At 66.5% G+C, this 23,374-nt stretch carries 24 protein-coding genes; 14 read left to right on the top strand and 10 right to left on the bottom strand.

Annotated features, from left to right (window positions below):
• The first annotated feature begins 260 nt into the window (after positions 1-260).
• Positions 261-530, top strand: a complete 270-nt coding sequence (locus tag KW832_RS18320) for a DNA-binding transcriptional regulator (protein ID WP_255484928.1) — start codon at positions 261-263, stop codon at positions 528-530.
• A gap of 92 nt (positions 531-622) precedes the next feature.
• On the opposite strand, the gene KW832_RS18315 is transcribed toward KW832_RS18320, so the two are convergent.
• Both KW832_RS18315 and KW832_RS18310 read right to left on the bottom strand, forming a co-directional pair.
• Entirely contained in the window at positions 623-1,621 is a 999-nt protein-coding gene (locus tag KW832_RS18315) for a tripartite tricarboxylate transporter substrate binding protein (protein ID WP_121506281.1), read from the bottom strand.
• 102 nt (positions 1,622-1,723) lie between these two features.
• On the bottom strand, positions 1,724-2,821 hold the full coding sequence (locus tag KW832_RS18310) for a beta-propeller fold lactonase family protein (RefSeq protein WP_218301160.1): 1,098 nt from the start codon (positions 2,819-2,821) through the stop codon (positions 1,724-1,726).
• 378 nt (positions 2,822-3,199) lie between these two features.
• On the opposite strand from KW832_RS18310, the gene KW832_RS18305 reads away from it, so the two are divergent.
• The 4 genes from KW832_RS18305 to KW832_RS18290 all read left to right on the top strand — a co-directional run bounded on the left by KW832_RS18305 (position 3,200) and on the right by KW832_RS18290 (position 6,936).
• Positions 3,200-4,171, top strand: a complete 972-nt coding sequence (locus KW832_RS18305; protein WP_121506279.1) for a tripartite tricarboxylate transporter substrate binding protein — start codon at positions 3,200-3,202, stop codon at positions 4,169-4,171.
• Between the two features lie 198 nt (positions 4,172-4,369).
• Complete coding sequence (gene kdgD, locus KW832_RS18300) at positions 4,370-5,281, top strand: 5-dehydro-4-deoxyglucarate dehydratase (RefSeq protein ID WP_121420251.1); 912 nt, start codon at positions 4,370-4,372, stop codon at positions 5,279-5,281.
• Between the two features lie 142 nt (positions 5,282-5,423).
• The gene (locus tag KW832_RS18295; RefSeq protein ID WP_218301161.1) at positions 5,424-5,897 is read left to right on the top strand and encodes a nuclear transport factor 2 family protein; all 474 of its coding nucleotides are present in this window, start codon (positions 5,424-5,426) and stop codon (positions 5,895-5,897) included.
• Between the two features lie 70 nt (positions 5,898-5,967).
• Entirely contained in the window at positions 5,968-6,936 is a 969-nt protein-coding gene (locus KW832_RS18290; RefSeq protein ID WP_218301162.1) for a 2-hydroxyacid dehydrogenase, read from the top strand.
• A 101-nt stretch (positions 6,937-7,037) separates the two neighbouring features.
• On the opposite strand, the gene KW832_RS18285 is transcribed toward KW832_RS18290, so the two are convergent.
• Positions 7,038-7,904, bottom strand: a complete 867-nt coding sequence (locus KW832_RS18285; protein WP_218301163.1) for a LysR family transcriptional regulator — start codon at positions 7,902-7,904, stop codon at positions 7,038-7,040.
• A 93-nt stretch (positions 7,905-7,997) separates the two neighbouring features.
• Between KW832_RS18285 and KW832_RS18280 the strand changes: the two genes are divergently transcribed.
• Positions 7,998-8,426 carry a nuclear transport factor 2 family protein gene (locus tag KW832_RS18280; RefSeq protein WP_218301164.1) on the top strand — a complete coding sequence of 143 codons (429 nt, stop codon included), beginning with the start codon at positions 7,998-8,000 and terminating at the stop codon, positions 8,424-8,426.
• Here KW832_RS18280 and KW832_RS18275 read toward each other — a convergent pair.
• Positions 8,404-9,330: a LysR family transcriptional regulator gene (locus KW832_RS18275; RefSeq protein WP_218301165.1), complete on the bottom strand. Its 927-nt coding sequence runs from the start codon at positions 9,328-9,330 to the stop codon at positions 8,404-8,406. The genes KW832_RS18280 and KW832_RS18275 overlap by 23 nt on opposite strands.
• A gap of 108 nt (positions 9,331-9,438) precedes the next feature.
• Between KW832_RS18275 and metE the strand changes: the two genes are divergently transcribed.
• Complete coding sequence (gene metE, locus KW832_RS18270; protein ID WP_218301166.1) at positions 9,439-11,820, top strand: 5-methyltetrahydropteroyltriglutamate--homocysteine S-methyltransferase; 2,382 nt, start codon at positions 9,439-9,441, stop codon at positions 11,818-11,820.
• 12 nt (positions 11,821-11,832) lie between these two features.
• Here the strand turns inward: metE and KW832_RS18265 are convergent, their stop codons facing one another.
• Positions 11,833-12,786 (bottom strand): ketopantoate reductase family protein, encoded by a 954-nt coding sequence (locus KW832_RS18265; RefSeq protein WP_218301167.1) that lies wholly within the window; start codon positions 12,784-12,786, stop codon positions 11,833-11,835.
• A 149-nt stretch (positions 12,787-12,935) separates the two neighbouring features.
• Between KW832_RS18265 and KW832_RS18260 the strand changes: the two genes are divergently transcribed.
• The 7 genes from KW832_RS18260 to KW832_RS18230 all read left to right on the top strand — a co-directional run bounded on the left by KW832_RS18260 (position 12,936) and on the right by KW832_RS18230 (position 19,697).
• Positions 12,936-13,277 (top strand): ParD-like family protein, encoded by a 342-nt coding sequence (locus KW832_RS18260; protein ID WP_218301168.1) that lies wholly within the window; start codon positions 12,936-12,938, stop codon positions 13,275-13,277.
• A gap of 6 nt (positions 13,278-13,283) precedes the next feature.
• A complete protein-coding gene (locus KW832_RS18255; protein ID WP_218301169.1) occupies positions 13,284-13,925 on the top strand; it encodes a zeta toxin family protein in 642 nt (213 codons plus the stop codon).
• 215 nt (positions 13,926-14,140) lie between these two features.
• Positions 14,141-14,653, top strand: a complete 513-nt coding sequence (locus tag KW832_RS18250) for a MarR family winged helix-turn-helix transcriptional regulator (RefSeq protein WP_218301170.1) — start codon at positions 14,141-14,143, stop codon at positions 14,651-14,653.
• A gap of 63 nt (positions 14,654-14,716) precedes the next feature.
• On the top strand, positions 14,717-16,171 hold the full coding sequence (locus tag KW832_RS18245; RefSeq protein ID WP_370628756.1) for an efflux transporter outer membrane subunit: 1,455 nt from the start codon (positions 14,717-14,719) through the stop codon (positions 16,169-16,171).
• 184 nt (positions 16,172-16,355) lie between these two features.
• Positions 16,356-17,681: an HlyD family efflux transporter periplasmic adaptor subunit gene (locus tag KW832_RS18240; protein ID WP_218301171.1), complete on the top strand. Its 1,326-nt coding sequence runs from the start codon at positions 16,356-16,358 to the stop codon at positions 17,679-17,681.
• Positions 17,682-17,697: 16 nt separating this feature from the next.
• Positions 17,698-19,326: a DHA2 family efflux MFS transporter permease subunit gene (locus KW832_RS18235; RefSeq protein WP_255577830.1), complete on the top strand. Its 1,629-nt coding sequence runs from the start codon at positions 17,698-17,700 to the stop codon at positions 19,324-19,326.
• Between the two features lie 212 nt (positions 19,327-19,538).
• Positions 19,539-19,697 carry a DUF3309 family protein gene (locus KW832_RS18230; protein WP_007856361.1) on the top strand — a complete coding sequence of 53 codons (159 nt, stop codon included), beginning with the start codon at positions 19,539-19,541 and terminating at the stop codon, positions 19,695-19,697.
• Between the two features lie 139 nt (positions 19,698-19,836).
• Here KW832_RS18230 and KW832_RS18225 read toward each other — a convergent pair whose 3' ends face one another.
• From KW832_RS18225 to KW832_RS18205, 5 genes are all read right to left on the bottom strand, one after another.
• Entirely contained in the window at positions 19,837-20,415 is a 579-nt protein-coding gene (locus KW832_RS18225) for a hypothetical protein (RefSeq protein WP_218301172.1), read from the bottom strand.
• A 130-nt stretch (positions 20,416-20,545) separates the two neighbouring features.
• On the bottom strand, positions 20,546-20,923 hold the full coding sequence (locus tag KW832_RS18220; RefSeq protein ID WP_218301173.1) for a PH domain-containing protein: 378 nt from the start codon (positions 20,921-20,923) through the stop codon (positions 20,546-20,548).
• Positions 20,924-20,971: 48 nt separating this feature from the next.
• A complete protein-coding gene (locus KW832_RS18215) occupies positions 20,972-21,424 on the bottom strand; it encodes a YiiD C-terminal domain-containing protein (RefSeq protein ID WP_218301174.1) in 453 nt (150 codons plus the stop codon).
• A 52-nt stretch (positions 21,425-21,476) separates the two neighbouring features.
• Positions 21,477-22,271 carry an expansin EXLX1 family cellulose-binding protein gene (locus KW832_RS18210; protein ID WP_218301175.1) on the bottom strand — a complete coding sequence of 265 codons (795 nt, stop codon included), beginning with the start codon at positions 22,269-22,271 and terminating at the stop codon, positions 21,477-21,479.
• 421 nt (positions 22,272-22,692) lie between these two features.
• Positions 22,693-23,349, bottom strand: coding sequence for a sensor histidine kinase (locus tag KW832_RS18205; protein ID WP_218301176.1), 657 nt, complete (start codon positions 23,347-23,349; stop codon positions 22,693-22,695).
• Positions 23,350-23,374: the final 25 nt, after the last annotated feature.

The following is a 23,374-nucleotide window of genomic DNA, read 5'->3' as shown; positions in this document are numbered from 1 at the left end:
CTCCTCGGATGCCGCTGGGTGCGCGGCGTGTTGTGGTGTTGTCTTTCGTCAAGTGCGAGCGAATTCTAGGAGCGGCCCCCCGCCATGCCCCAGAGGCGCACCCCACCAATTTGTCCAGTGACGCACCAGCACCACACCCTGATGTTGGCGCGCAGTTTTGGGTAAAAATGGGCCTCTGCGCTCGTCCACCAAGACCAAATAGCTCCTACTTTTATAGCAATCCTATGTCCCAGCCGCCACGCCCTGCCCTCGCTCTCGCCATGTCTGTGCCCACCGGCGATCAGCTCAAGGCCGCCCGCACTGCCGCCGGGCTGAGCCAGGCCCAGGCGGCCGAACTCATGGGCTACCCGCTGCAGACCGGCAGCCGGGGCGGCGTGCAGTCGCGCACCTGGCAGGCGCTGGAGAGCATGAGCGACGAGCGCAACATGCAGGGGCCGGTGTTTGCGATGTTCCTGCTGCTGACCGGCCAGCACCCCGACTTTCTGCTGACCGCGCGCTCTGCGGACGGCAGCGGCAGCGCCACCGGCTGACCAACTCGCATGCGCTGACACCATAAAAAAGCGGAACAGCCCGCAGGCGGTTCCGCAAAGTCTTCACAGGGAGATCAGAGTTAGGCAGGCGTTCAATCTACCTTGATATTGGCGGCCTTGATAACCTGAGCCCACTTCTCGACTTCGGCCTTCTGGAACGCAGCAATCTGGGCCACGGTCATGTCGGCGGGCTCCATGCCAAAGCCCTTCAGGCGGGTTTGCATGTCCGGCTGGGCCAGGATCTTGCGGATCTCGTCGTGCAGGCGCGTGACCACGGGCGTGGGCGTGCCAGCCGGCACAAAGATGGCCTGCCAGGACTGCACTTGGAAGTCCTTGAGTTCTGCCACGCCGGACTCGGCCACGGTGGGCACGTCGGGCATGGAGGCCAGGCGCTGGGGCGAGGTGACGGCAATGGCGCGCAGCTTGCCGCTCTGGATGTGCGGCGCGGCCACCACCGTGGTGTCAAACATCATGTCCACCTGGCCGCTGATCACATCCTGGATGGCCGGGCCGCTGCCCTTGTAGGGGATGTGAGTGAACTTCACGCCCGACTTGTACGCCAGCAACTCCACGGCCAAGTGCTGCGAGCTGCCTGTGCCGGCCGAGGCCGACGACAGGCCGCCTTGCTTGCCTTTCGCACCCGCCAGCACGTCCTTGAGGGTTTTGTAAGGGCTGTTGGCCGCCACCACCAGCACGACCGGGTTGGTGCCGATCAGCGTGACGGGGCTGAAGGACTTGATGGGGTCGTAGCCCAGCTTGGGGTAGAGGCTCACGTTGATGGCGTGCGAGCTGACGGTGCCGCCCAGCAGGGTGTAGCCATCGGGCGCAGAGCGCGCAGCAGCTTCAGAGCCGATGCTGCCCGCCGCGCCGCCCTTGTTCTCCACCACCACCGTGGTGCCCAGGGCAGTACCCAGTTGCTGGCCAATCAGCCGCGCCAGCGTGTCGGTGGTGCCACCTGCAGCAAACGGCACCATGTAGGTGATGGGCTTGCCGGTGGGCCAGGTGCCCTGGGCTGTGGCGGGCAGGCTGACAAGGGTGCTGAAGGCTGCGGCCGCCAGGGCGGCGGTGTGGATGAGGGTTCTGCGTTGCATGGTGATGTCTCCTGGGTGTTTTGTGGATGGTGAACGGAACGGCGATAGAAAAACGGAGCGCAAACAAGCCGGTGCGGCTGGCGCGTGCAATGCAATGGACGCTCAGGGCAGATCGACGATCTCGACCCAATTGGGGCTCTTGCCCACCGGCACCCGCGTGGGTGTGCCGGGGATGCCGGTGGCCGGGCCGATGGGGTGCAGCGCAATGTGGTGCGACTCCTGCCCCGCCGCGATCAAAAATCGGCCTGACGGGTCCACCGCAAAGCCGCGCGGTGATTTCTCGGTGGGCACCTGGCCCAGCGGCTGCAGCTGGCCGGTGGCAGCGTCGACGCGAAAGCTGCTCAGCGTGCTGGAGGTGCGCTCGGACGCATACAGCGTGCGGCCGTCGGGCGACAGGTGAATGTCGGCGGCCCAGGGCTTGCCGTTAAAGCCTGCGGGCAGTGCCGTGGTGCGCTGCACCGGGCGCAGCGTGCCGCGCTCCTTGTCGTAGGCCATCACATGCACGGCGGCATCCAGCTCGTTCAGCACATACATGGTGCGCTGGGCGGTATCCCACACAAAGTGGCGCGGGCCGGATTTTTCGGGAGTCACCTGCGTGAGCGCGGGTTCATGGGCGGTCAGCCTGCCGCTCTCGGCATCAAAACGCCAGGCCGAAAGGTTGTCGCCGCCCAGGCTGGTGGCAAACACATGGCGGTTGGCCGCATCGGCGTGGATGGCGTGCGCGTGGGGCGCCGTGGGGATGAGTTGCTGCACCGCACCCACCGCCCCATCCTTGCCAATGCTGTTGACCGTGATCTTGTGGCCGGGGTAGGACGCCGCAAACAGCCAGCGCCCCGTGGCATCGGTGTCGATGTTGGCCATGCTGTCGGCCAGCGGGGCCTCGCCCAGCTTGCGCAGCTTGCCGCTGGTGGGGTCGATCGCCAGGCTCACCACCCTGAAAGGCTGCGAGCGCAACGCCACGTACAGCACCTTCTTGTCCGGGCTCACGGCCATCGGCATGGCGGTGCCGCCTAGCGGCACGGTGTCTACCGGCTTGAGCGTGGCAGTGTTGCGGTCCAGTTCCAGCACCGAGACATCCTGGCTGTCCGCGTTGGCGACATACACCCAGGTTGCCGCCCAGGCGCCGGGGGTGGACAGCGCGGCAACGGCTGCCAGTGCCAGTTGTGCCACCCGGGTGCGTGTGCGTGGTGTAGAGGTCATTGCCGTCTCCCGAAGGGGTCTGCGCGGTAGCAGGGCCTGGACCGCGGGTTGTGTGGGTGGATGGTCATCTGCCGGGCTGTGTGCTGAGGCACCCAGCTGTTGGCGGAGCGGTTGGGTTTTGTCATACGTTATATGTTGTCGTACAACAAGATCAGCATTGTCACCACAAGCCTGTCTTACACACGCAGGGATTACCCGAATTTCTACGAACAATCTGCAAGGATTCCCCACCTGCCTGGCAGAGGAGGAATGCGGTCAGGAAAGAGCTAGTGAAAACCCTCAATCCGCCCTAAGACCACCCAAAATTCTCACGGCATGTATTGCCATTTTGCAATCTTAGTTGTACGATGACTAACAACATTACTCAGGAGACATTCCATGACCCTGCGCCGTAGAGCCGCCCTTCTCGCCTGCATCGCCACCCTGGCAGCGGCCTCCGCCACCGCACAAAGCGCTGACTGGCCTGCAAAAACCCTGCGCATCGTGGTGCCCTACCCGCCCGGCGGCAGCTCGGACATCATTGCCCGTTCCATCAGCCAGGCGATGTCCGAGGCGCTCAAGCAGTCGGTCATCGTGGAGAACAAACCCGGCGCCAACGGCAACCTGGGCGCGGACTTTGTGGCCAAGGCCGAGCCCGATGGCTACACCATGCTGCTGTGCGACGTGGGCGCGCTGGCCATCAGCCCTTCGGTCTATACCAAGCTGTCGTTCGACCCCTCCAAAGACCTGCGTGGCGTGACCATGCTGGCCTACTCGCCCCACCTGCTGGTGGTGCACCCCTCGGTGCCCGTCAGCAACCTCAAGGAGCTGGTGGCGTACTCGAAGAAGAACGACCTGAACTTCGCCGTCACCGCCACCGGCAGCGCCCCCCACGTCGCTGGCGTGGCACTGGAACGCGCCGCCGGTGCGCGCTGGCAATACATCCCCTACAAGGGCGGCGTCACTGCCATCCAGGACACCGTGGCCGGGCAGACGCAGATCCTGATGAACGGCATGCTCGCCACCCTGCCCCACGTGCAAAACGGCAAGCTCAAGGTGCTGGGCGTCTCCAAGGCCACGCGCATGCCGCTGATTGGCGACGTGCCCACCATTGCCGAGCAGGGCGTGCCCGGTTTCGAATCGGGCACATGGCAAGGCATTCTGGTGCCGCGTGGCACGCCGGAAGCCGTCGTGCAGAAGCTCAACAAGGCGCTGATCACCGCCATTCGTGCGCCCGAGATCCGTTCGCGCCTGGCCGGCCAGGGCGCCGAGGTGGTCACCATGACCCCTGCCGAACAAGACCAGTTCTTCGCCAAGGAGCGCGCCCGCTGGGCCACTGTGGTGAAGGCCGCCAACATCAAGCTCGACTAAGAAGGTGTCAGCGAACCCCTCATGCCCGCTCATCCCGCCAAAACACGCCCACTCGTCGTTGCAAATGCTCGCCATAGCCCGCGTATAGCTGCGCTTTGCGCCTAGACCGGCCGCGTTTTGGCAGCCTGCTCGGACATGCAGTATTCACTCACACCTTCTCCCTCGCCTTCCCATTTCCAACTACCGCCCAGCACTGACATGACTCCCCAAGAACTCAAAACCATCATGGGCTCCGGCCTGCTGTCGTTCCCGATCACGGACTTTGACGAGCAGGGCGAATTCCGCCCCAAGACCTATATCGAGCGCCTGGAATGGCTGGCCCCCTACGGCGCCAGCGCGCTGTTTGCCGCCGGTGGCACGGGCGAGTATTTCTCGCTGTCGGGCCCCGAGTACGGCCAGGTCATCAAGACCGCAGTGGATACCTGCCGTGGCAAGGTGCCCATCATTGCCGGTGCCGGTGGCCCCACCCGCACGGCGATTGCCCATGCGCAAGAGGCCGAGCGCCTGGGCGCCCACGGCATCCTGCTCTTGCCGCACTACCTGACCGAAGCGGGACAGGAAGGCTTGATCGCCCATGTGGAGCAGGTCTGCAAGAGCGTGAAGTTCGGCGTGATCGTCTACAACCGCGACCGCACCAAACTCACGGCCGAGTCCCTGGCCATCCTGGCCGACCGCTGCCCGAACCTGGTGGGCTTCAAGGACGGCGTGGGCAACATCGAGGTGATGTCCTCCATCTACATGAAGATGGGCGATCGCTTTTCGTACCTGGGCGGTCTGCCCACGGCCGAGGTGTATGCGGCGGCCTACAAGGCGCTGGGCACACCGGTGTATTCGTCGGCGGTGTTCAACTTCATCCCCAAGACTGCAATGGAGTTCTACAAGGCCGTGGCCAGCGACGACACGGCCACGCAGCACCGCTTGCTCAAGTCCTTCTTCATGCCCTACCTGGCCATCCGCAACCGCGTGGAAGGCTATGGCGTGTCCATCATCAAGGCAGGTGCCCGCATCGTGGGCCACGACGGCGGGCCGGTGCGCGCGCCGCTGACGGATTTGAAGCCCGGCGAGATGGAAGAGCTCAAGGCGCTGATCGACAAGCTCGGCCCGCAGTAAGTGTGGCCTGACGGATGCCTCCAAGGGCCTGGTTCTCCAGGCCCTTTTTTCAGCGATTCCACACACCACGCGCCTGGCCGTGCACGGGCGTGTGGTGCCAGCGCGGCACGCCAACACACAACACCATCAGGAGACAGACAACATGCTCAAAACCCTCATCCTCGCCGCAGCGAGCGCCCTGGCCCTTGTCACGCTGAGCGGCTGCGCCAGCCACGCTACCACCGCCGCGGCGACCCCTGCACCGACCGCTTCCGAGCAGGCTGTGGCCGCCGCTGCCGAACGCCTGCGCTTGGCAATGATCGACCCCACGCCCGCTGCGCTGACTGCCCTCGTGGCCGACGACCTGAGCTATGGCCACTCGGGCGGCCGCGTGGACACCAAGGACAGCTTCATTGGCGATCTGGTGGCGGGCAAGTCTGACTTCGTGACCATCACCATCACCGACCAGACCATCAAGGTGGTGGGCAACTCTGCCATCGTGCGCCACACCCTCACGGCCGACACCAACGACTCGGGCAAGCCCGGCAAGGTGCAGATCAATATCCTGGGCGTGTGGCAACAGCAAGGCGGCCAGTGGAAGCTGCTGGCCCGCCAGGCCGTACGTGTAGCGGCATGATGTAGCCCGCAGGGCCGCCACGCGCGGCCCTTTATTTTATACCGGCGCCCCCGAAACCCTTCACAGCCCCATGACAGCTACCTCCCAGCCCCGCCTCCTGCAAATCGGCCGCCTGCCCTTGCCCGCCCTCGAAACCGAACTGGCCGCGCGCTACAGCGTGGCCTGCCTGGCGGACCAGGCCGACCCGCAGGGTTTTCTGGCGGCGCACGGTGCGGAGTTTTCGGGCGTGGTCACCACGGCGTCCATCGGGCTCCAGGGCGAGGTGATCGCAGCACTGCCCCATCTGCAGGTCATCAGCAGCTTTGGCGTGGGCTTTGACGCGCTCGACATCGGCGCCGCCACTGCCCGGGGCGTGCAGGTGGGCTACACCCCCGGCGTGCTCAACGACTGTGTGGCCGACATGGCGTTTGCGCTGATGCTGGACGTGTCGCGCGGCATTGCCGCCAGCGACCGGTTTGTGCGCCAGGGCCAATGGCCCAAGGCGCGGTTTGCGCTGGGCACGCGGGTGTCGGGCAAACGCCTGGGCATCGTGGGCATGGGCCGCATCGGCCAGGCCGTGGCCGAGCGCGCGGCGGGCTTCCGCATGGAGGTGGGCTACCACAACCGCCGCCCGGCCGAGGGCTGCGCGCTACCCTACTTCGAGTCGCTGACCACCCTCGCGCAATGGGCCGACTACCTGGTGCTGACGGTGACGGGCGGCGCGGGCACGCGCCACCTGGTCAACCGCGATGTGCTCGACGCCCTGGGCCCGCAGGGCTACCTCATCAACGTGGCGCGTGGCAGCGTGGTGGATGAGGCGGCGCTCATCGACGCCCTGGCCGAGCGCCGCATCGCCGGTGCGGGCCTGGACGTGTTCGACAACGAACCCCATGTGCCCGCCGCCCTGATGGCGCTGGACAACGTGGTGCTCACCCCCCACACCGCCAGTGCCACGCACGAAACCCGCCGTGCGATGGCAGACCTGGTGCTGGAGAACCTGCATGCGTTCCATACCTCGGGTGCCGTGCGGGTGCCGGTGCCAGGCACGGTGGCTGGCTGACCGTTGGTTTTTCAAGCTTTTTAGGCCGTTTGCGCGCGTCTATCATGCCTGATTAGCTATCAAATAAGTAGCATCAAGCTCCACACCCGGGCGCCCCTGCCTCACACCCGCCCCACAAACACCTCCGGCCCCAGGCGGGGCTTGCGCGCCTTGCGCTCGAACAGCCACATGCCATACAGCGGCAGTGCCTCGGCCAGTTGCAGCGGCACCACCTGCTCTGCCGCAGCCCCCAGCAGCGCGGGGTGTGGCAGCACGGCCAGCAGGTCAGAGCCCACCACCAGGTTCAGCAGGCTGGCAAAGTCCGGGCAGCGCACGGCCATGAGCGGCACTGGCATGCGCCGCACGCGGTGCGCCTCGGTCAGCACGTCCACCGGGCCGCTCACGCTCGGGCCAACACAGCCCCAGGCGGCGCCTTGCAAATCGGACAGCGACCGGGCACGCGCCAGCGGGTGGCGCCGCCGTGCATAAATTTGCGGCTGCAGCTCGTACAAGCGCCACTGCACCACATCTGGGTGGGCAAACTGGCGCGGCCGGGGCGCAATCACGGCGTCGAAACTGCCATGCAGCAGGCCCGTCAGCAGGCTCCCCTCGTCGGTGGTGGTCATCTCCAGTGAACGCTGGGGCTGCGGCAGGCACCAGGCCTCGTACAGCAGCGGCCCACAGACCAGCGCGGCGGAGGCCGTGAGCCCCACGCGCAACCGATTGCGGTCCACAGCGGCCCGGCGGGCCTGCGGCAAGGCGTCGATGCGCTGGGCCAGCGGCGCGCCTTCGGCCACCACTCGCCGGGCCAGGTCGGTCGGCACATAACGGCGCCCATCCCGCACCAGCAGGGGCGTGTCGAACTGCGCCTGCAGCGCCTTCATGCCCTGGCTGATGGCGGGCTGCGACACCCCACAGGCCTGCGCCGCGCGCGCAAACGAGCCTTGGTCGATGACAGCTTGGAGGTAGTGCAGGTAGCGCAGATACATAAGCAGCTTTTATGTATGAGGCGCCATTGTCTCTTGTCGCAGCCGCCGGGCGCGGCGAAGCTCTGGGCATCTTTCTCCACCACGCTCCTGCCCATGACCACGCCACTCGACACCGTCCGCACCTACCTCGCCCAACTGCACGCCAGCCATACCGACGGGCTGATTGCCTGCTTTGAAGACGATGGCGTGGTGCACTCGCCGTTTCTGGGCACCATGCGCGCGAGCGACTTTTTCAAGAAGCTGGCCCAGGCTTCCAGCGGCAGCGTGATCACCGTGCTGGATCTGTTCGTGTCCGCCCAGCCAGACAACGGCGGCGCCGTGCGGGTAGCCGCCTACTTCCGCTACGACTGGACCTTGAACGATGGGCGCGAAGTGACGTTTACCTGCGTGGATGTGTTCACGTTCGATGCTGGCAGCACCCGCATCCGCGACATGAACATCGTCTATGACACCCACCCGCTGCGCGAGGAAGTGGGCGACAAGTACGCGCCGGATCCAATCACAACAGCTCCACGCCCTTGAGCGTCACGAAGCTTGTCTCCCGCGTCACCTGCACAAAATCCTGCAGGTACGGCTTGCCCGACAGGCTGGGCAGGCAGGCGGCGTGCAGCTCGCCGCGCAGGCCTTTTTCTCCGATGGGTCGCGCCGTCACGTATCCCCGGTCCAGATAGCTTTGCACCGCCCACAGCGGCAGCGCCGCCACGCCGCGCCCACTGGCCACCAACTGCAGCATGGCCACCGTCAGCTCGGTGGTGCGGCGCGGGGGGCGCACGCCGGCGGGCTCCAGCACCTGGCGGATCAAATCGAGCATTTCGTCGGGCACGGGGTAAGTGATGATGGTCTGGTCGGCAAAGTCCTGCGCCACCAGATGCGGCTTGGCCACCAGCGGGTGCGTGTTGGCCAGCAGCGCGCGGATCTCAAAGGCAAACAGCGGGTGGTAGTCCACGCCCGCCTCGTCGGCATCCACCTCTGACACGATGGCCACATCGGCCCGGCCCTGGTGCAGCAGGCCCACGGGGTCGGCATGAAAGCCGCTCACGATGTCCAACTCCACCTCAGGCCAGCGGGTGCGAAACGCGTCCATCGCGGGCATCAGCCAGTCAAAGCAGGTGTGGCACTCCACCGCAATGCGCATCTGCCCGCCCTGCCCCAGCACCAGGCGGGCAATGTCGCGTTCGGCCCCTTCCACCTGCGGCAGCATCGCATCGGCCAGCGCGAGCAGGCGTTCGCCCACGGCGGTGAACTGCGGCGGCACCGATTTGCGCTCAAACAGCGGCTGGCCGTAGCGGTCTTCCAGCAGCTTGATCTGGTGCGACAGCGCCGACTGTGTGAGGTTGAGCAACTGCGCGGCCCGCACCAGGCTGCCGCTGTCACGCAAGGCCACCAGCGTGCGCAGGTGGCGCACTTCCAGAATCGACTGATTCATTATTAATTTTCAAGTTAATCGACTAAAACTTTCGTTTGAATAATAAACGAGCCCGCGCGACCATCGGTGCCTTCATTGCATTGCTCCATTCAGAAGAAGGAAATCACCATGTCGCTCGCCGCTCCAACCACCCGCCGCCCTGTGCTCACGCACACCCTGGGCTTTCCGCGCATGGGGGCGCAGCGCGCGCTGAAGTTCGCGCTCGAATCCTTCTGGCGCGGCGATAGCACCGAGGCCGAGCTACACACCACTGCCGCCCAGTTGCGCCAGCTCCATTGGCAGGCGCAGGCCGATGCAGGCCTGGGTTGTGTGACGGTGGGCGACTTTGCGCTGTACGACCATGTGGCCAACCACATCCAGCTGCTGGGCTGCGAGCCTGCGCGTTTTGGCTTTGACGCCCACACGCCCGAGCTGGCGCGCTACTTTGCAATGGCGCGGGGTGTGTCGGCGCACGCCTCAGACGACCACCAAGGTTGCAGCGCCGGTTGCAACGCAAAACACACCACCGCAGGCCAGCCCGCGCTGGAGATGACCAAGTGGTTTGACACCAACTACCACTACCTCGTGCCCGAGTTCAGCGCCCACACCCAGTTCCACCTGGCCAGCGAGCGCCTGTTTGCCGAAGTGGCCGAGGCCCAGGCACTGGGCCACCGCGTCAAAGCCGTGCTGCTGGGGCCGCTGAGCTTTTTGTGGCTGGGCAAATCCAAAACGGCGGGTTTTGACCGATTCAGCCTGCTGGCCCAACTGCTGCCCGTGTACGAAGCCGTGCTGGCGCGCCTGAAGGCCCAGGGCGTGGAATGGGTGCAGATCGACGAACCCATTCTGGGCCTGGACCTGCCCGACGCCTGGCGCCATGCCTTTGAGCCCAGCTACTGGCAACTGGCGCGCAGCGCGCCCAAGCTGCTGCTGGCCACCTACTTCTCGCCGCTGGCCGAGAACCTGCGCCTGGCCTGCCAGCTGCCCGTGGCCGGCCTGCATGTGGATGCCGTGCGCGCCCCCGACGAGCTGGTGGGCGTGGCCGACTGGCTGCCCTCGCACAAAGTGCTGTCGGTGGGCATCGTGGACGGCCGCAACATCTGGCGCACCGACCTGGATGCGGCGCTGCAAAAGCTGCGCCCCGTGGCCGACAAGCACCAGGGCGAGCTGTGGCTGGCACCGTCGTGCTCGCTGTTGCATGTGCCGTTCAGCCTAGAAGCCGAAACGCAGCTGGATGCCGAGGTGAAGTCATGGCTGGCATTTGCGGTGGAAAAACTCGATGAGCTGCGCGTGCTGTCCGCCACCTTGTCGCAGGGCGAAGCATCGGTGGACGACGAACTGCACGCCGCCCGCACCGCCCTGGCCGCCCGCCGCGCCAGCCCGCGTGTGCACCGCGCCACCGTGGCAGCCCGCCTGGCCGCCGCAGCACCGGGGGCCGATCAGCGCGCCAGCGCCTTCCCCGCCCGGCAAAAGGCCCAGCGCGCGCGGCTCAAGCTGCCGCTGCTGCCCACCACCACCATTGGCTCGTTCCCGCAGACGGCCGAGATCCGCGCCGCACGCGCCGCTTTCAAGCGCGGTGCGCTCGATGCAGCCCACTACCAACAAAAGATGGAAGCGGAAATTGCCCTGGCCGTGCGCAAGCAGGAAGCGCTGGGCATTGACGTGCTGGTACACGGCGAAGCCGAGCGCAACGACATGGTCGAATACTTTGGCGAGCAGCTCGACGGCTTTGCCTTCACTGCCAACGGCTGGGTGCAAAGCTATGGCTCGCGCTGCGTGAAGCCGCCCATCATCTACGGCGACGTGGCCCGCCCCACGCCGATGACGGTGGCCTGGACCCAGTACGCGCAGAGCCTCACCACCAAACCCATGAAAGGCATGCTCACCGGGCCCATCACCATCCTGCAATGGAGCTTTGTGCGCGACGACCAGCCGCGCGCCACCACGGCCGACCAGATCGCCTGGGCGATCCGCGACGAGGTGTGCGACCTGGAGGCCGCTGGCATCGCCATCATCCAGATCGACGAGCCCGCCATCCGCGAAGGGCTGCCGCTGCGCCGCGCGGGGTGGAAGAGCTACCTAGAGCGCGCCACGCGCGCCTTCCGCATCAGTGCCAGCGGCGTGCGCAACGACACGCAGATCCACACCCACATGTGCTACAGCGAGTTCAACGACATCCTGCCCGCCATTGCGGCCATGGATGCCGATGTGATCACGATCGAAACGAGCCGCTCGGACATGGAGTTGCTGCAAGGCTTTGGCGACTTCAAATACCCGAACGAAATCGGCCCCGGCGTGTACGACATCCACTCGCCCCGCGTGCCAGGCGTGCAGGAGATGGCCGCGCTGCTGGAAAAAGCCGCCGAGGTGGTGCCCGTGGAGCACCTGTGGGTGAACCCCGACTGCGGCCTCAAGACCCGGGGCTGGCCCGAGACCGAAGCCGCCCTGCGCCACATGGTGCAGGCCGCTCAGGAAGTGCGCGAGCGGTTGCTGGAAGAAGCGGCGCTGGCCTGACGGCCCCCCGGTTCAGCCCGCAGCGCGCTTCATCTCGGCCAGCTTCACCAGCACCTGCAGCGCGTGGTTCAGCGGCGTCGGCACGCCCAAAGCGGCGCCGCGCTTGACCACATAGCCATTCAGATGGTCGATCTCGGTGGGTTTGCCACGCGCCAGGTCCTGCGCGGTGGACGAATACTGCCCGGGCATGGTGCTGGCGATGCCGCGCACGGCCGCCTGCACATCGCCCGGAATCGTCACCCTGTCGGCTGCCGCCACGGCCAAGCATTCGGCCACGATGTCGGCAATCACCTGCGTCACGCCGGGCACCTGTACCAGCGGGCCATAGGGCTGCTGCGACAGGGCCGACAGCGCGTTGTAGGCGCTGTTGAGCACCAGCTTGGCCCAGAGCGCGCCACGCACGTTGTCTGACACCTGGGTGGGAATGCCCGCCGCCGTGAGTTGGCGAGCCACCTCGTCGCTGCGCGGCGAAGGTGCGATCACCAACTCGCCCCGGCCATGGTGCACCACATGCCCGGGGCCGCCCATGGCAGTAGCCACATAGACCACAGCGGCTGCCACGGGGGTGCTGGCGTGCAGCACGGCGCGCACGCGCTCGTCGTTGTCCACGCCGTTCTGCAAGGTCAGCACCAGCGCGCCGGAGGCCAGGTGGGGGCGAATCTGCTGCGCCGCGTCTTCCGAGTCGGACGACTTCACGCAGAACAGCACCACGTCCGCCCCCTGCACGGCGCTGGCCTCGGTGCTGGCCGCCAGAGGCACCTGCACATCCATCGCCGCCGTCTGCAGCCGCAGCCCGTGATCACGCACGGCCAGCACATGGGCCGGCCGCCCGATAAGCGTGACGGCATGGCCCGCCCGGGCCAGCAAGGCGCCAAAGTAGCAGCCTACGGCGCCCGCGCCCATCACAGCAAAACGCAGCGGTGGGATGGCGGAAGGGGCGGATGCGAGCAAGGGAGATTCGGTCATAGGGCAGTCTGCAGGCTGAATCAGCGGGTGAATGAAGGTTTGAGCGCGCATGGTATCGCCCTATACCCTTACACGGAGAGAGTGAGGCCGGCAGAGCACTTTGCTTTCACACCCTGATTGGCGCAAAATGCGCCAATCAGGAGATCGCCATGTCCGCCACTGCCTTTTCTTCCGTCAAGCTCCCCGCCCACCTGGTGGAGCAGGCCCGCCGGGCCGCGCAGCCCATGCGCCGCTCGGTGGCCAGCCAGATCGAATACTGGGCCACGCTGGGCCAGATCGTGGAACACACGGGCCTGAGCGTGCAGGAAGCCCGCAGCGCCATCGAGCAGTACGAAGCTGCTGCGGCGCGCACCGCCACCCTGGCGGCCCCCACGTCGGTGGACGCCCTTACCGCCCGCCTGCTGGCAGCCCAAACGCGCGGCACGCTCGCGCAGCGGGTGCGTGAGGTAGTGCTGGAGAACCAGGCCAAAGCCACCGCCCCTGTTGCCTGACCTTGCATGGTGGCCCCCGCCCGGCAGCCCTCCCAGCCGTCCCGCCACAACACGCCACCCCGCTGGTTCCACCTGCTTGCAGGCCCGAACGGCGCGGGAAAATCCACGCTGTACCGCGCCCTGGTGCGCGAAGGCATCCTGGGCCCGCCGCTGGAGTTTGTGAACGCCGATCTGTACGAACAGGCGCACCTGCAGCACATTGCTGACCCCGAAGCCCGGTCCGAAGCCGCCCGCCAATGGGCCGATGACCGCCGTGCCACCTTGCTGCGCGAAGGCGCAGACTTCGCCAGCGAAACCGTGTTTTCGCACCCCTCCAAACTGGCGCTGATCGAAGAAGCCCAGCGCTGCGGCTACACCGTGGCCCTGTACATCGTGGCGCTGGACGACCCGGCCTGGCTGCTGGCCCGCGTGGCGCAGCGCGTGCGCGAAGGTGGGCACCCGGTGCCGCCCGAACGCATCCTGGCCCGCTACCCCCGCACCATGGACAACCTGGCCCAGGCCGTGCGGCAGGCGGATGTGTCCTATCTGTATGACGCTGCCGAGGCCACCGGCACCGGGCCGCAGCTGGTGGCCGTGTGCTCTCCCGCCCAAGTCACCCCCTTGGCCCAGCCGCTGCCCGCCTGGGCGCAGCGCCTGACCGGTCAATAGCCGATACGACCACGCGCTGCACGGGCCTGCGCGGGCGGCCCACTCTCATCTGCTGTACCGTCGGCTCAATGCCAAATTGGTTCCCTGCGCACGTCTGTATTCATCTATAGCTATCCATTTGATAGCAATCATGACCCCGTAAAAACCCTGAGTACATCGCGGGTGTTATCTATTTGCCAAGACAATCATTGTCTAGTCAATTAAATTCACCCTCCATGACTTCCCACACCTCCTCGCCGTCGCAGCCCGGCCCTGGCTTTTACAGCCCCAACCAGCTCCAGCCCGAAAACAGCGTGGGCTACCTGATGCGCAAGGTGATGACGTCCATCCGCACCCAGGCCGATACGCAGCTGTCCGCCCACGACCTGACCTACGCCCAGTGGCTGCCGCTGTTCAAGATCTCGCGCTGCCCCACCACCACCGTGGCCAGCCTGGCGCGGGACCTGGAGACCGACCCGGCCTCCATGACCCGCGCACTGGACCGCCTGGAGGCCAAGGGCCTGGTGGCGCGCGAGCGCTCCACCACCGACCGCCGCGTGGTGCAACTGGCGCTCACCCCCGAGGGCGACAAGGTGGCTGCCCAAGTTCCGCCTGTGCTGGCCGACGTGCTCAACGGCCACCTGAGCGACTTCACCCATGACGAATGGCAACTGCTGCTGCGCCTGCTGCGCCGCATGCTGGCCAATGGCGAAGCGCTGCGCCAGCAGCGCGGCGCAGACGCCGACTGAACACACAGACAGCCCACACCGTTTTCCTCCACACAACACCCCAAAACCATTCTGGAGAACCCCGTGAACACCCCATCCCCCCTGCCCTCCACCCGCTCGGCCCTGGCGGCCCATTTCGCGGTATCGGCCCTGGCGCTGGCCGCCGCCCTCCTGCTGGTGGGCTGCGCCAGCCCCGGCCCGGCCCACACACCGCTGGCGCAAACCACCCCTTCGGCCGCGGGCCTGAACGCCGCAGCCACCGACACCGCCGCCCCCAGCCAGTGGTGGAAAGCGCTGGGTGACGAGCAGCTCAACACCCTGATCGACCAAGCCCTGCAAGGCAACCCCAGCCTGGCCGTCAGCCGCGCGCGGCTGGAGCAAGCCGTGGCGCTGAGCCAGGTGCGCGAGGCCGCCAACGGCCCGCAAGCCACCCTGGGCGTGGACGCCACCCGCCAGCGCTACACCGCCAACGGCCTGGTGCCTGCTCCCGTTGCTGGCAACACCTACAACAGCGGCACCGTGCAGGCCACGCTGAGCTGGTCGCCCGACTTCTTTGGCCAGCACGCTGCCGAGCTGCAGGCCGCACTGGGCCAGGCCCGCGCCGCCCAGGCCGATGCAGCTGCCGCCGCCAACACCCTGGCCGCCCAGGTGGGCCGCAGCTATGTGGCGCTGGCCCGGCTGGTGGCGCAGCGCGATGTTGCAGTGCGGGCCCTGGCCCAGCGCGAGGAGCAACGCAAACTCACCCAGGAGCGCACCTCTGCAGGCCTGGACAGCCAGGTCGAGCTGACACAGGCCCAGGCCGCCGTGCCCGATGCCCGCACCCAGATCGAAGCGCTCGAAGAGCAGATCACCCTGGGCCGCCGCCAACTGGCCGTGCTGACCGGCCAGGCGCCCGACGCGCTGCCCACGGTCACGCCGCAACTCGCCGCACTGCAACCCACCGCCGTGCCCGAGGTGCTGGGCGCCGACCTGCTGGGCCGCCGCCCCGACGTGGTGGCCGCGCGCTGGCGCGTGGAGGCTGCGACGCAAGGCGTGAACAGCGCACGCAGCGAGTTCTATCCCAACATCAACATCGGCGCGTTCATTGGCCTGAACTCGCTGGGGCTGGACCGCTTGTTCAACGGCAGCTCGCGCCAGATGGGTGTGACGCCTGCGCTGCGCCTGCCGATCTTTGACGGCGGCCGCCTGCGCGCACAGCTGGGCGGCCGCGCTGCCGAGCTGGACGCGGCCATCGCCCAGTACAACGGCGCCGTGCTGGATGCAGTGAAGGAAGCCGGTGACGCAATGGCCTCCATCCAGTCGCTTACCCGCCAGCAGGCCCTGCAAGACGAAGCCGTGGCCAGTGCCGAAAAGGCCTACCGCTTTGCGCAGGAGCGCTACCGCGCAGGCCTGGGCAACTACCTAGTGGTGCTGAGCACCGAAAGCCAGGTGCTGGCCCAGCGCCGCCTGGCCGTGGACCTGCGCGCTCGCCAGCTCGACACATGCCTGGTGCTGATGAAGGCCCTGGGCGGCGGCTGGACAGATGACACGGCGGTATGAAACACCCCCTGAGCCGCTTCGCGTCTTCCCCCTCTCTCGCTTCGCGGGAGGGGAACGCACCCAGTGGCCTGGCAAAGCCAGTTCCACGGGTGCACTGGCCTCGGCCGCGCCCGTTGCGTAAGTAGCTGGCAAGGCCCGACCCGATCAAAAACACATAACAACACATTCCTGAAAGACCACCGCCATGACCGCCCACAGCGAACCCCTCACCGCCAACGAAGCCAACACCGCCCGCCGCCGCGGCCTCACCCTCATTGCCGCCGCCGTTGCGCTGGTGGCGATTGGCTGGGGTGGCTGGCACTGGGCCAACGGCCGCCATGTGGAGACCACCGACAACGCCTACGTGGCGGGCAACGTGGTACAGATCACGCCCCAGGTCGGCGGCACGGTCGTCTCCATCGGCGCGGACGACACAGACTACGTGAAGGCCGGCCAGTTGCTGGTCAAGCTCGACCCCGCCGACGCCCGCGTGGCGCTGGAGCAGGCCGAGGCCCAGCTCGCCCAGACCGTGCGCGAAGTGCGCACGCTGTATGCCAACAACGCCACCCTGAAGGCGCAGGTCAGCCTGCGCAGCGCCGACCTGGCGCGCGTCCAGGCCGACGCCGCACGCCTGCAGGACGACGTGAACCGCCGCGCCCCGCTGATGGCCAGCGGCGCCGTGGGCAAGGAAGAGTTCCAGCACGCTACTGCCCAGCTGGCCGCTGCCAAGAGCACCGTGGCCGCCGCTCAGTCGGCCGTGCTGGCCGCGCAAGAGCAACTGGCCGCCAGCCAGACGCAAACCGAGGGCACATCCATCGAGCAGCACCCCAACGTTGCGCGTGCCTCGGCCCGCGTGCGCGAGGCCTACCTGGCCGTGCAGCGTGCCCAGCTGGTCGCACCGCTGGACGGCCACGTGGCCAAGCGCGGCGTGCAGGTGGGCCAGCGTGTGCAGGCCGGCGCCCCGCTGATGACGCTGGTGCCGCTGAACGACCTGTGGGTGGACGCGAACTTCAAGGAAAGCCAGCTCAAGACCCTGCGCATCGGCCAGCCTGCCGAGCTGGAAGCCGACGTGTACGGCACCAAGGTCACCTACCACGGCACGGTGACGGGCCTGGGCGCAGGCACCGGCGCCGCCTTTGCGCTGCTGCCCGCGCAGAACGCCACCGGCAACTGGATCAAGGTGGTGCAGCGCGTGCCCGTGCGCATTGCGCTCGACCCCAAGGAAGTGGCCGAGCACCCGCTGCGCGTGGGCCTGTCGATGGAAGTCAAGGTGGACACTGCCGACCAGAGCGGCAAGACGCTGGCCGACACACAGCGCACCACGCCCGTGGCCGCCACCGCTGTGTTCGACGCGCAGTTCAAGGCCGCCGACGACGAAGTGGCCCACATCATTGCCGCCAACCTGGGCCGCAATGGCAAGGCCGCCGTGGCCGTGGCATCGCCCAAGGTGGGCAAGGCACCCGCGCAAAGCCAGCAGCAACACGCCTCGGCCCCGGTGGCCTCGGCAGTGCAGTCGCCTGTGGTGCAGTAAACGGGGTGGATAGCGCATGACCGCCGCCAACCCCACTGCAGACGCAGCCGATCAGGCGCCCGCGAAGGCGGCGCCCGCAGCAGCGCAACCACCGGCCCCCGCCGCCTACCCGCCGCTGCAAGGCACGGCCTTGCTGCTGGGCACGCTGTCCCTGTCGCTGGCCACGTTCATGAACGTGCTGGATTCGTCCATTGCCAACGTTTCCATCCCCGCCATTGCCGGTGACCTGGGCGTGAGCCCCGGCCAGGGCACCTGGGTCATCACCAGCTTTGGCGTGGCCAATGCGATCTCGGTGCCGCTCACCGGCTGGCTCACGCAGCGCTTTGGCGCGGTGCGCCTGTTCACCATGAGCGTGATGCTCTTTGTGCTGACCTCCTGGCTGTGCGGCTTTGCCTCGTCGCTGGAAATGCTGGTGTTCTTCCGCGTGCTGCAGGGCCTGGTGGCGGGGCCGATGATTCCGCTGAGCCAAACCCTGCTGCTGGCCAGCTATCCCAAAGCGCTGGCAGGCACCGCCCTCGCACTGTGGGGCGTGACCACGCTGGTCGCGCCCGTGGTGGGCCCGCTGCTCGGCGGGTGGATCACCGACAACATCTCCTGGCCGTGGATCTTCTACATCAACGTGCCCGTGGGCCTGCTGGCCGGGGTGCTGACCTGGGGCATTTACCGCCAGCGCGAGACGCCCATCCGCAAGCTGCCCATCGACACGGTGGGCCTCAGCCTGCTGGTGCTGTGGGTGGGCGCGCTGCAGCTCATGCTCGACAAGGGCAAGGAGCTGGACTGGTTCGCCTCGGGCGAAATCATCACTATGGCGGTGGTTGCGGTGGTGGCGTTTGCCGTGTTTCTGGTGTGGGAGCTGACGGAGAAGCACCCGGTGGTGGACCTGAAACTCTTCAAGGGCCGCAACTTCACCTTTGGCGCGCTGGCGCTGTCGGTGGCCTATGCCCTCTTCTTCGGCAACGTGGTGCTGCTGCCGCTGTGGCTTCAGCAATGGATGGGCTACACCGCCACCTCGGCCGGCATGGCGCTGGCGCCGGTGGGCATCTTTGCCATTTTGCTCACGCCGCTGGTCGGCAAGAAGGTGGGCCAGTGGGACCCGCGCCGCATGGCCACGGGGGCGTTCATCGTGTTCAGCACGGTGCTGTGGATGCGTTCGCAGTTCACGGTGCAGACGGACTTCATCCACATCCTGATCCCCACCCTGCTGCAAGGCGCGGCCATGGCGTTCTTCTTCATCCCGCTGACCACGCTGACCTTGGCGGGTATCGCGCCAGAGCGTATCCCTGCAGCTGCGGGCCTGTCCAACTTTGTGCGCATCACCGCCGGGGCCATGGGCACGTCGATCGCCACCACGCTGTGGGAGAGCCGCGCCGCCATGCACCACGCGCACTTGACCGAAGGGCTGGTGCAGGGCCAGGGCGTGTTTGCACAGACGCTGGACAACCTCACTGCGGCCGGCCTCACGCAGATGCAGGCGCTGGCGCAGATCAACCGGCTCATCGACCAGCAGGCGTTCACACGCGCGGCCAACGACATCTTCTTGGGCTCGGCCGGCTTGTTCCTGCTGTTGATCGGGCTGATCTGGCTGACCCGCCGCCCCGCCAGAACGGGGGGCGCAGGTGCTGCAGATGCAGCCGGGGCGCACTAATTTGAGCCAAATTGGCCGCTAGCGCTTATCCATAAAGCGCTAGCAGCTATATTTTCAATAGCACTTTATTGTTTCCCATCAGCACGACCTCAGCCCTCCATCCCACACGGCGTGTCGGAAAACCCTGACCACCGTGCGGGCGTGGCACCTGCGGGTAGCGCGCTGGATGCACCCAACAATGCATTCACCGCAACCCACAACAAGGAACCGCCATGTCACTCTCGCTGATTCTCCTGATCGTCCTGATCCTCATCCTGGTCGGCGCGCTGCCCACCTGGGGCCACAGCCGCTCATGGGGCTACGGACCCAGCGGCGGGATTGGCCTGGTGGTGCTGATCCTGGTGATCTTGCTGCTCATGGGTCGGATATAGACCTCTGACCGCACTGCGCACATGCCGCCAGCCCCTGAAAAGTGGGCAGCGGCCACCGCAAAAAGCACAACGGCCCGTCTCGGGCCATTGTGCTTTTTTGTGAACGGAACCGCGTATCGCGCCCAGACGAAGCCGCCGCTTACGCCACCCCAGCCCGCTTGGCGCCCGTCGCGGCAAACGCGGTCGAAAACGCAGCAAACTCCTTGTCCGCCACACTGCCATCGGCATTGCCACTGCGATCCATCAACTGCATCACGGCTTGCGAGAAGTCGCTGCCCGCCTGAGCGCCCTTGGTCTTGGCCAGGCCCTTCAAGAATTCATCCTGCGTGATAGAGCCGTCCTTGTTCGCATCAAAGCCCGCCGTCAGTTGCGCCTTTTGCGCATCGTCGGCGCCAAAAAGGGTTAGCAGTTCCTGAAAATCCTGAGTGGACACTGGGCGGCCCGACAATGCGGCCGACGCTGCATTGGCGGCCGAACCCGCGCTGCCGCGTGCCACCGCACCGAGGGTGTTCTCCAACTTGCCCTGCGACACCAGGATGCCTTTGCCTGCAAAGCCCGCCAGAGCCTCCGCCTGCGGGCTCAGGGTGAGCACGGCAGACGGCTCGGGTTCCACATCGGCCCCGCTGCGCCGTGACGCAGACGACTTGCCTGGGCCACCGGCTGTGGCGTTGAAAATCAAGGAGGCGACCGAAGCCAGGCCAGAGATAAGGGGGGACATCGCTGTGAACTCCTGTGTGGCGAAAGCCCCGGTGCCTGTGTCAAAAAGGACAGGCCACCGCTTCGCCCAGTGAGCCGAGGGTACGCGACCCCCATTGCTGCAATGCCCGGATGAAACTGGGCAATGTGCGTTACTTCAGCACGTAGCCAGCCAGCACCGACTGCACCTCATAGATACTGAGCTTCTTGTTGAACTGCTTTTGAAATGGCGCCGCAGAGCCGGATATCCAGATCTTGAGCTCGGCATCTAGGTCGAACGTGCCTCCGGTCTCGATGCTGAAGTGCGTGATGCTCTTGTACGGGAGAGAGTGGTATTCGACCTTGCTGCCTGTCATGCCCTGCTTGTCCACCAGCACCAACCGCTTGTTGGTAAACACAAAATAGTCGCGGATCAGCTGGTAGGCATGCTCCACCACCTCCCCCGGGGCCAGGATGCGGCTGAATTCCTCCTGAATCTTGGCAGCATCAATCTTGGATGCGTTACCCATCACGCCATCAAGCAATCCCATGTTTTGTGCTCCGGTGAAGTCGTTGGATCGCGTGTTGTACCTCAACGGCTATGAATAGCCAGGCCCAAAGGCCACAAACTCCCCCACCAGCTGGCCCGCAGGCTGCCCCTGGTAGTGCAGCGCGGAAGCCTGCGCGATCCGCCCTAGCCCCTTGCGCTGCAGCATGCGGGTGAACGGCTGCCAGGTCTCTCGCGCAGGAGCCTGGGCCACGGCGGTGAAGGTGCCGTCGATGGGCGCCAGATAGTCCATGGTGTTGCGCTGGATCACCAGGCGGCTGCCCAGCCCCTCCGCAGACAGCCGAAGGTGCAACATCGACCACGCAGCCAGGATGGCCACGGCCGACGCGCTACCGCCAAACACCGTCTCGCGGTGGTTGATGTTAGGCGCCAGCGGCGCGCTCAGCACCACCTGGTGCGGCGATGCATCGACCACGGCAACTTCCATGGCTTGGGACAAAGGGATGTGCTGGTGCAGATACGACTGAAGTTCGAGAGGGTTCACGGCGTGGCGTCAGAGGGTCAGAGGGTGACGAGATGGAGACGAAACAGGACGCTCACGGAAACTGCCCGGCCCCCGCGACCACAACTCCGTCAGAGGGCTCTGGCAGCGTGTCGATCAGCGTGGCGCCACCCAGGGCGGTGATGCGAACCTGCAGCGGGCCGGTGGCGATGGCACTGGGGTGCACAAAGTAGTTGTAGTCGGTCCGCGCCACGGCGATCCAGTCTGCGCTGCCACTGGGCTTGATCTCCAGCCCGGTGACAGGCAGGCGGTGGTTGCGCACCTGGATGGCCACCCACCAGCGGCTGCTGCCCTCTTTGTAGCGGTAGCTCACCGGCCCGGTCACATCCCCCGGCACCACATGCCAGCGAATGGGAACACGGCCTGCGACGGGGTCGGCAATGCGGGCGAATGCGGACTCGCTCAGGTCCAGATCGCCAGACTTGCACTCGGGGCACTGGTCGGTGATGCGCACGGTGACGGCCCCCTTGGGCCCTGTCACCGCCACAAACTGGCCACAGACGGCGCCGCCCGCATAGTCAGGGCCGTTCATCGCCGCCACCAGGAGGTTGCCGGGGCTGGCGTCGAAGGTGCAGTTGCCCTCGCCCGTGGCGCCGTAGAACGTGCCTTCGCCCGTGTAGGTGGGCGACAGCGCACCGGGCGCGGACGGTGCAGGGGATGCCCCCGGTGCGGGCGCAGGTGCAGGCGACGGAGACGGTGCATCAGCCCCCGTACCGGGCCCATCGGCCGAGCCCCCGCCACCGCAGGCGGCCAAGGACGCCAGCAGCATCAAGGCAGACAGCTGCGCCAGTCGGAGTGTTGGACGGGCAGAGGAAAGTAGGTGGTTCATCGTCGTCAATTTGCGAGGGGTGGTTTTACCGGCCCGAAGCCGACCATACGCGGCTGGCGGCGGACAGGCGGACTGTACAAGGCCGGAGTGCGCAGCGAACCGATACAGCCCGCGCACCGAATGGCGAGGCGATCCTATCCATTTCAGGGAAGGAGTCAGCGCCTGCCGCTGATCCGCTTGAAAACAATCGCAACAAGACGTAGGTGGGGTGTGCTGTCCATCAACGCGCTCGCACTCCATGCACTGAACGCGCCAAGGGCACTATCGCCCGGATGCAAGCGCCGCCGCCCTCTCCCCGGAGCACCTGCAATTCGCCGCCTGCAAGCGCGGCCCTGCGTGCCATCCCCGCCATCCCGGAGCCCCCGGCCACGGCGCCTTGCGGGCCGGGCGGTGGCTCCATCCCTCTGCCGTTATCGCAGATTTAGATGCACCAGGCCGCGAGGTCGGGCCGGGTGATCGATCGCACCACGATCTCGGTAGCCTGCGCGTGTTGCAGCGCATTGCTCAAGGCTTCCTGGACAATGGCGAGCAGGTGCGTGGCGCTCTCAGCGTGTGGAAACTCGGCATCAGGGCCCGTTTCAACGTCCCACATCATGCGGATGCCGCGTTGTGCCAGCACGGGGCATACCCGGTACCTGAGCCGTGCCAGGCGGTCAGCCAGCGGTGCGTCTTCGCTGTCCATGGAGTCTGCCAACAACCGCAGGTCGAGCAGGCATTTCTCCAGCGCCGCTCGGATTTGGGGCTCACGCAGCGTCGAAGACTCAAGCATGGCCAGCGCGAAGACCAGCTGGGAACCCACGTTGTCATGCAAATCCTGGGCGATACGACGCCGCTGCGCCAAGACCTCGGCGCTGGGTCGCAGGCCGACACGGGGGCGCCACTGCATGGCCCGGGGCAGCTGAACCAACAGCATGGCACCCAAGGCCAACGCCGCCCCCAAGGCCGCCAGTTCCCACCAAGGCTGCGCCGGTGCACGGACGGATCCAGCCCAGTGAAACGCCACCGCCATCAATACACATTGCACCAGCCAGATGCCGATACAGACCACGGCAAACCACGGCGGACGGGTACGAAACATGGGCGAAAGCGGACTGCGAGGGGTG

This window comes from Acidovorax sp. sif0632 (assembly GCF_019218805.1).
Taxonomy (GTDB): domain Bacteria; phylum Pseudomonadota; class Gammaproteobacteria; order Burkholderiales; family Burkholderiaceae_C; genus Acidovorax; species Acidovorax facilis.
The sequence above is the reverse complement of the archived record's forward strand: the minus strand, read 5'-3'. Positions and strand labels throughout refer to the sequence as shown.

Coding starts and splice junctions, on each gene's coding strand:
- KW832_RS18320 (WP_255484928.1), top strand. CDS start 261: ATGTCTGTGCCCACCGGCGATCAGCTCAAGGCCGCCCGCACTGCCGCC.
- KW832_RS18315 (WP_121506281.1), bottom strand. CDS start 1,621: ATGCAACGCAGAACCCTCATCCACACCGCCGCCCTGGCGGCCGCAGCC.
- KW832_RS18310 (WP_218301160.1), bottom strand. CDS start 2,821: ATGACCTCTACACCACGCACACGCACCCGGGTGGCACAACTGGCACTG.
- KW832_RS18305 (WP_121506279.1), top strand. CDS start 3,200: ATGACCCTGCGCCGTAGAGCCGCCCTTCTCGCCTGCATCGCCACCCTG.
- kdgD (WP_121420251.1), top strand. CDS start 4,370: ATGACTCCCCAAGAACTCAAAACCATCATGGGCTCCGGCCTGCTGTCG.
- KW832_RS18295 (WP_218301161.1), top strand. CDS start 5,424: ATGCTCAAAACCCTCATCCTCGCCGCAGCGAGCGCCCTGGCCCTTGTC.
- KW832_RS18290 (WP_218301162.1), top strand. CDS start 5,968: ATGACAGCTACCTCCCAGCCCCGCCTCCTGCAAATCGGCCGCCTGCCC.
- KW832_RS18285 (WP_218301163.1), bottom strand. CDS start 7,904: ATGTATCTGCGCTACCTGCACTACCTCCAAGCTGTCATCGACCAAGGC.
- KW832_RS18280 (WP_218301164.1), top strand. CDS start 7,998: ATGACCACGCCACTCGACACCGTCCGCACCTACCTCGCCCAACTGCAC.
- KW832_RS18275 (WP_218301165.1), bottom strand. CDS start 9,330: ATGAATCAGTCGATTCTGGAAGTGCGCCACCTGCGCACGCTGGTGGCC.
- metE (WP_218301166.1), top strand. CDS start 9,439: ATGTCGCTCGCCGCTCCAACCACCCGCCGCCCTGTGCTCACGCACACC.
- KW832_RS18265 (WP_218301167.1), bottom strand. CDS start 12,786: ATGACCGAATCTCCCTTGCTCGCATCCGCCCCTTCCGCCATCCCACCG.
- KW832_RS18260 (WP_218301168.1), top strand. CDS start 12,936: ATGTCCGCCACTGCCTTTTCTTCCGTCAAGCTCCCCGCCCACCTGGTG.
- KW832_RS18255 (WP_218301169.1), top strand. CDS start 13,284: ATGGTGGCCCCCGCCCGGCAGCCCTCCCAGCCGTCCCGCCACAACACG.
- KW832_RS18250 (WP_218301170.1), top strand. CDS start 14,141: ATGACTTCCCACACCTCCTCGCCGTCGCAGCCCGGCCCTGGCTTTTAC.
- KW832_RS18240 (WP_218301171.1), top strand. CDS start 16,356: ATGACCGCCCACAGCGAACCCCTCACCGCCAACGAAGCCAACACCGCC.
- KW832_RS18235 (WP_255577830.1), top strand. CDS start 17,698: ATGACCGCCGCCAACCCCACTGCAGACGCAGCCGATCAGGCGCCCGCG.
- KW832_RS18230 (WP_007856361.1), top strand. CDS start 19,539: ATGTCACTCTCGCTGATTCTCCTGATCGTCCTGATCCTCATCCTGGTC.
- KW832_RS18225 (WP_218301172.1), bottom strand. CDS start 20,415: ATGTCCCCCCTTATCTCTGGCCTGGCTTCGGTCGCCTCCTTGATTTTC.
- KW832_RS18220 (WP_218301173.1), bottom strand. CDS start 20,923: ATGGGATTGCTTGATGGCGTGATGGGTAACGCATCCAAGATTGATGCT.
- KW832_RS18210 (WP_218301175.1), bottom strand. CDS start 22,271: ATGAACCACCTACTTTCCTCTGCCCGTCCAACACTCCGACTGGCGCAG.
- KW832_RS18205 (WP_218301176.1), bottom strand. CDS start 23,349: ATGTTTCGTACCCGTCCGCCGTGGTTTGCCGTGGTCTGTATCGGCATC.